A 4,879-nucleotide genomic window follows, 5' to 3' on the forward strand; every position below is an offset into this window, starting at 1 on the left:
GGTAATTTGCTCATATCGAGCAGTTTTTCAAAAACTTTACTGCTATTGACTTTAATTTTATAAGGACCATTAATGGGCAAGCCATCCGTATCAAAAGCAATAACCAGATTATTTTCTGCTGATGAATTTAGCCTCAGGGTAACTTCTGTATTTACAGGAGGAAGGGTAAAATCTAAATTCATTAAATCGCCCACAATTCCATCAATAATCTGGTATTCGAGGTTGCTGTTTAAACCGTTGTTCGAAAAATAAATCTTTTTATTGCTTAAAAAATCCTTGTTTGGGGCCGTTTCATTTAGTTGTGTAATGGCTAAAAATTTTGCTGCATTATTGAGGTGAATACCAAATTGCAAGGTGGTATCTAAAATTTCTATTTTGGGTTTTAAATCTGCTCCAATTTCAGTTATGAGATTAAAACCGGTATCAAATATTTTAAATAGCCAGCGTTGGTTAATGATTGTTTTTCTTGATGCTGTTGTTGCTATAAAACTCAAATCATTACACAAATTATCCTCATAGTAATTGTGATGCACATTAACTGAAAATAATTTACGGTAGGCTGTCATAACTTGGTTCTTGTGTTTAATAAGATATTTTCTACTAATCCATCTGGCACCAACTGAACGTTTTCCTGTACGGTAATCATCCTGATTTTATATAAAACAGAGGGCAGATAGCTGTGACCGATAATACTCCAAAAATGGTTCATCTGTTCAAAATTGAAGCTAAAAAGCTCCGCACTTAAGCGTTCAATATTACTATCAATAGCGCTTAACAAAGGAGAATTGGCCTGTGTAAACACGTTTTTGCCCTGAAAAAATGAAATTACCTGCGATAGTTTTTTTAAGCCCTCCAGGTAATCTAAAGTTGGCGATTCGGTACCCGCCTGGTTAAAATTTGCAGAAATAAGTACGTACAGATTCAGATAGATATCAGGATTGCGGGTTTCTATTTCGCCAAGCATATTCCTTACCGTAACCCGTTGATCTTTTATTGCCCTATCCTCTTCAATGTTCATTAAAGTAATACCCATTGTTTTTTCGGGTATGGCCAGTTTCCCCTCAGAAACGACACTGCTTACCACAATAAAATCATCGTTTAATGTATTGGCAATATTGTTTAGATATCCATTAATTTCTTTCGAAATAAAATCAAGTGCCGTGTTAATCATAGATAAATATTTGGAGCAGAATCTGTTTGATAATCAAACGGTTAATATAAACTTAAATAGGAAAAGCGCTATAGTTATTAACAATTTTAAAAAAAGTTATTAACACTAAATAGTAACTAAAAAACTGTCATTGGAAAGTAAACACCATACTTTTCACGAAAATTAATGACCTAAAGAAATAGTTGTTAACACATTAAAAATCAAGTTGTTAAAAACAACTCAGGGGAATAAATCTTTTTTCAGACCGAAAAAGATTTTATTTTTCTAAAAACAACCGCCCAGATTACCTAAATGGGCTAAAAAAGCACACAAAGCACCTTTAAACGCGTATTATTAATGATACTGGTTTGATATTTTAAGTTTTTTTAACCCAGTTCAATTACGAAATTATTTGTTGAGCTATTTTAGAAAATAATATAATTTCAACTGCACTCGAGTACGTGTGTCAATAGACAATCGAAAACAAAAAATTCAGTATTTGTTTGATTTAAATCTCGGTGCGTTTTACCACTAATTCGCGCGTTATGGTACCATAAACAATTAAATACTGCGCAATCATGTAGGTTGCCATAATTAATGCCCCACTTTGTGGGATGGGCTGAGCGAATTTATTTACGGCCAGCACACTGTCTGACAATAAGAAAAACAGCGCACCATACAAAATGAGTTTAAAGCTGAAAATATTCACTTTCCCATACCGGTTAACGGCCATAATAGCCATAACCGTGATAATAATGGCATACATTAAAACGGGGAACTGCATTGCTCCTAGTTTTGGCTGCAGGTAGAAAAACAAGCCTGAACAAAAAATAGCAAATGCGCCTACAGCCCACAAAAAATAAGGCGTTTTGTGGTTAGGATTCGATCTATGATCGAGTGTAAATGCCCTGATGTAAAAAATATGGCAGGCTACAAAGGCGATTAACCCAAAGATAAAAAAACTTGGTTTACCGCTTTGAAACATCAGCAAAATATCACCAGCCCAAGCAAAAATTAATCCGATGAAAATTCTCTTATGGAAACGCCCTTTCAAGTTTGTGCTCAGATAAAGCCATGCTAAAAGTACCACCACGATTAATGGCTTAGAGAAATTTCGGAGTCCAATATTATTGGCATATTCGGCATATAGCTGAATTACAAATACAAGGAAAAATATAAATGAAAATAGCTTAGTCTTCATCAGGATTGGGATTTGCCTTTTGCAAATTAAAAAACCAAATTACGGATATTAACTGGATAGCCACAAAAATTACTTGATATCCGACCGGAAATTTCAAAAATAAAACCAGCAAAACACCAAACGGCAGCCTAAAATACTCAAACTTAATTTGCCATGCCTTTTGTTCTAATAATGCACCACAGGTAATTAATGTGAATATGGTAAAAATAGCTCCTGACACTAAAGCAATGGTTTCCATTTTATGATAAGAAAACAACATTGCAGAACCTGCAGTTAAAGCAACTAAAAATTGGATCAGAACGTAACCCGTTAACCCTGATTGATATGCTGGATTATATTTTTTATAGGTTTCTACATTTATTTCCGGCGCATGTTGAAATCCGCCCAAGTGTGCTGGAAACCAGCCAGGTGGTTTAAGAAAAACTTTAATTTTATCACTGAATTTAGGTGATTTCTTTGCTGTTTTAACCAGGTCATCCCAATAATGAAGATTAGCCCAAACAGGATTCCAGCTGGCCAAAGGTTTGGTAATACCATAATAAACCTCTTCTTCTTCTTTCTGAAAAGTACCAAAAAAGCGGTCCCAGATAATCAATGTACCTGCGTGGTTTTTATCAATATATTTTGGGTTAGAGCCGTGGTGTACCCGATGATGTGAAGGTGTATTTAATATATGTTCTAAAAAGCCCATGCTTTTAATGGCTCTGGTATGAATCCAGAACTGATACAAAGTATTGAAAGAACTTAATGTTAAAAACATAATCGGATCAAAACCAACAAATGCCAATGGAAGATAAAATACCCAGCTAAACCACCCCTGAAACCAGCTTTGCCGCAAAGCCACGGTTAAATTATATTCTTCTGATTGGTGATGTACAATATGTGCTGCCCATAAAGCATTTACTTCGTGGCTCATCCGATGAAACCAATAATAGAAAAAATCGACACCAATAAATAGCAGTATCCAAACCCATATTGTTTTAGGTAATTCAAATAAATGCCAGTGCTCAAAAATATACTTGTAACCAAAAAACAATGCGGTTTTCATAAATATCCCGGTGAGCTGCTGCCCAATACCCTGACTTAAATTGGCAATACTATCATTAAGCCGATAATAATTTAGTTTTTTATAAAAATTATAAGCCAATTCTATTCCGATCAGAATAAAAAACACAGGTACAGATAACGCAATGTAATCTACTTTCATATAAACGTGAAGAAATATTTGGCCAGCAATATTTACTTTACAATTTAGAAAATTTTTAGCTCAACATAAAATCTAATTCATGTAATATTTGTGCTTGTTTGATCTTATTTATTGATTTTCATGAAATTCAGCTTACCTTTGAAAGGCTAAACTAATGCTTTTGGCGTTATTAACTTTTCATTTAAATCATCCCATCTATGAAAAAATTATCTCTCCTGTTGTTGCTAATTGCTTCGGCATTTTATACAAAGAGCCAAACGTTAGTATTAGCCAAAGATGCCGCTCAACATATTGGTAAAAATGTAACCATTTGCGATTCGGTGTATAGCGCAAAAGCTTTAGACAAATTAATTTTAATTAATTTAGGTGGTGCCTATCCAAAAGAGCTGATCACCGTAGTCATCAACAAAGAAGATCAGAGTAAATTCCCTTCGGAACCTTCGAGTATGTTTATGGGAAATAAAATCTGTGTTACCGGAATTATATCTGATTACAAGGGCAAAAAACAGATTTTAGTTACCGATCCGAAGCAGATTACCGTAAAATAAACAGCCTAATCATCAAACTGCGGTATTATTGCCGCTTTAGCCGCCTCGATATAAAGTAAAACCTGATTAACACAAGCTGTTAAACTTTCTTGTACCTCGTGTTCCCAAAAGCGCATTACGGTATAACCTTGAGCATGCAGCTGTTGGTTAACATGTTTGTCGCGTTGCATATTTCGTTCAATCTTCGGAATCCAAAAACCAGAATTTGTTTTTAAAGCTGATTTCTTTTCATCCCATTTGTAACCATGCCAAAAATCGCCATCTACAAATATGGCGAGCCTGTACTTATTGATAACCAGATCGGGTTTGCCAGGAAAATTTTTAGGGTGGATTCTGAACCTAACATGTTTGCTCCAAAGTGCCTTGCGTAGTTTTAACTCGGACAGGCTATTTTTCGCCCTAATTTTAGACATATTTTTACTCCGCTGTGCAGTGGTGTAAAAACCGGCACTTTCTTCAAAGCGGGGGACTTTAATATCCTCATCTTTATATGGCTTAGGCTCCATACCAAAGAAAACCAATAATAGGTATAAATTGTTTAAAAAATTGGCGATAGAAAGGGGCGATATTGATCAACCTAAGCACCTCCTCATTTAAAGGAGGGCGCTTCGGCTGGAGCGTTAATACAAAACGTATAATTTATGAGTAAATTGTCGAAGGGTGTGCTCCTTCAGTCGGCAGGAAATTAATCCTGCCAACCTCGTAAGCATAGATATCCTTATTATCTGATTCGAAGATTGAAAATCATTTCAACATATCATAGCGGATTATAC

At 35.0% G+C, this 4,879-nt stretch carries 6 protein-coding genes; 1 reads left to right on the forward strand and 5 read right to left on the reverse strand.

Features of this window, described 5'->3' with window-relative positions; genetic code table 11:
• The 4 genes from AC1DPQ_RS17635 to AC1DPQ_RS17650 form a co-directional block, all read right to left on the reverse strand.
• A partial coding sequence (locus tag AC1DPQ_RS17635; protein WP_477610392.1) for a hypothetical protein occupies positions 1–566 on the reverse strand: 566 nt, incomplete at its 3' end.
• Entirely contained in the window at positions 563–1,171 is a 609-nt protein-coding gene (locus AC1DPQ_RS17640; protein WP_477610393.1) for a Pvc16 family protein, read from the reverse strand. The genes AC1DPQ_RS17635 and AC1DPQ_RS17640, both read right to left, overlap by 4 nt.
• Positions 1,172–1,658: 487 nt before the next feature.
• Positions 1,659–2,351 (reverse strand): lysoplasmalogenase, encoded by a 693-nt coding sequence (locus AC1DPQ_RS17645; RefSeq protein ID WP_477585708.1) that lies wholly within the window; start codon positions 2,349–2,351, stop codon positions 1,659–1,661.
• Complete coding sequence (locus tag AC1DPQ_RS17650) at positions 2,341–3,558, reverse strand: sterol desaturase family protein (protein WP_477610394.1); 1,218 nt, start codon at positions 3,556–3,558, stop codon at positions 2,341–2,343. The genes AC1DPQ_RS17645 and AC1DPQ_RS17650 overlap by 11 nt, the downstream gene beginning before the upstream one ends.
• Positions 3,559–3,755: 197 nt before the next feature.
• Here AC1DPQ_RS17650 and AC1DPQ_RS17655 point away from each other — a divergent pair, with 197 nt between their 5' ends.
• On the forward strand, positions 3,756–4,106 hold the full coding sequence (locus AC1DPQ_RS17655; RefSeq protein WP_029274644.1) for a hypothetical protein: 351 nt from the start codon (positions 3,756–3,758) through the stop codon (positions 4,104–4,106).
• Positions 4,107–4,111: 5 nt separating this feature from the next.
• On the opposite strand, the gene AC1DPQ_RS17660 is transcribed toward AC1DPQ_RS17655, so the two are convergent.
• A complete protein-coding gene (locus AC1DPQ_RS17660; RefSeq protein WP_477582801.1) occupies positions 4,112–4,612 on the reverse strand; it encodes a very short patch repair endonuclease in 501 nt (166 codons plus the stop codon).
• Positions 4,613–4,879: the final 267 nt, after the last annotated feature.

It is taken from the genome of Pedobacter sp. 01T416_2, assembly GCF_056398925.1.